2 protein-coding genes are annotated in these 667 nt (G+C 67.0%); both read left to right on the plus strand.

Features of this window, described 5'->3' with window-relative positions:
- The coding region (locus tag IE140_RS36365) for a DinB family protein (protein ID WP_506417309.1) at positions 1-222 on the plus strand (222 nt) is incomplete at its 5' end.
- Between the two features lie 94 nt (positions 223-316).
- Positions 317-667, plus strand: a 351-nt coding sequence (locus IE140_RS35745; RefSeq protein ID WP_189461118.1) for a nuclear transport factor 2 family protein, incomplete at its 3' end; no start/stop codon positions are given.

A 667-nucleotide genomic window follows, 5' to 3' on the forward strand; every position in this document is an offset into this window, starting at 1 on the left:
CTCGATCTCACGGTGCACGCTTGGGATCTCGCCCGTGCCACCTCCCAGCCGTTCACTCCGGCTCCGACTGCCATACCCGCCCTTCTGCCGCTGGTCGCCGAACTCGCCCCGACGGGCCGCCAGATGAGCATCTTCGGCGCCCCTTTCCCGGCTGGGGCCAACCCCACCCCCTTCGAGGAAATCCTCGCTATAACCGGACGAAACCCTCGCTGGACCCGATAGAGGCGACAGCTAGTGCTGTGACCGGGATGGTCCACCGCGATCGGAAGGCGGCACGCGGGACGAGCGCACGCGCAACGGCTGGTATTACTGGGGCATGCAGGAAGAGACGGCACGCTCCGCGATCGACACGTTCATCTCCGCGTTTAACGCCTCGGACGACAGCTATGTGACTGCCCTGCTCTCCCAGGCCCTGACCTCAGACGTGGTCTTCTGGGGGCCGTTGGGTCGCAGCGAAGGAATCGCGGCGGTCGAGCGGTTCGTGCTGGACATCCGGCGCCACCCGGCGGGGACCGGCACGATGGTGCGCTGCTCAGCGGTGGACATGCCTGACGAGTGGGCCCGGTACCAGTGGGTCTTCACCACGCCGAATGGAGGCCCCCGCCTGGCGGGAACGGACGTCGTCCATCTGCGGCGGAGCCTCATCGACCAGGTCATCGTCTTTGCG

It is taken from the genome of Streptomyces parvus (assembly GCF_014648875.1).
Taxonomy (GTDB): Bacteria; Actinomycetota; Actinomycetes; order Streptomycetales; family Streptomycetaceae; genus Streptomyces; species Streptomyces parvus.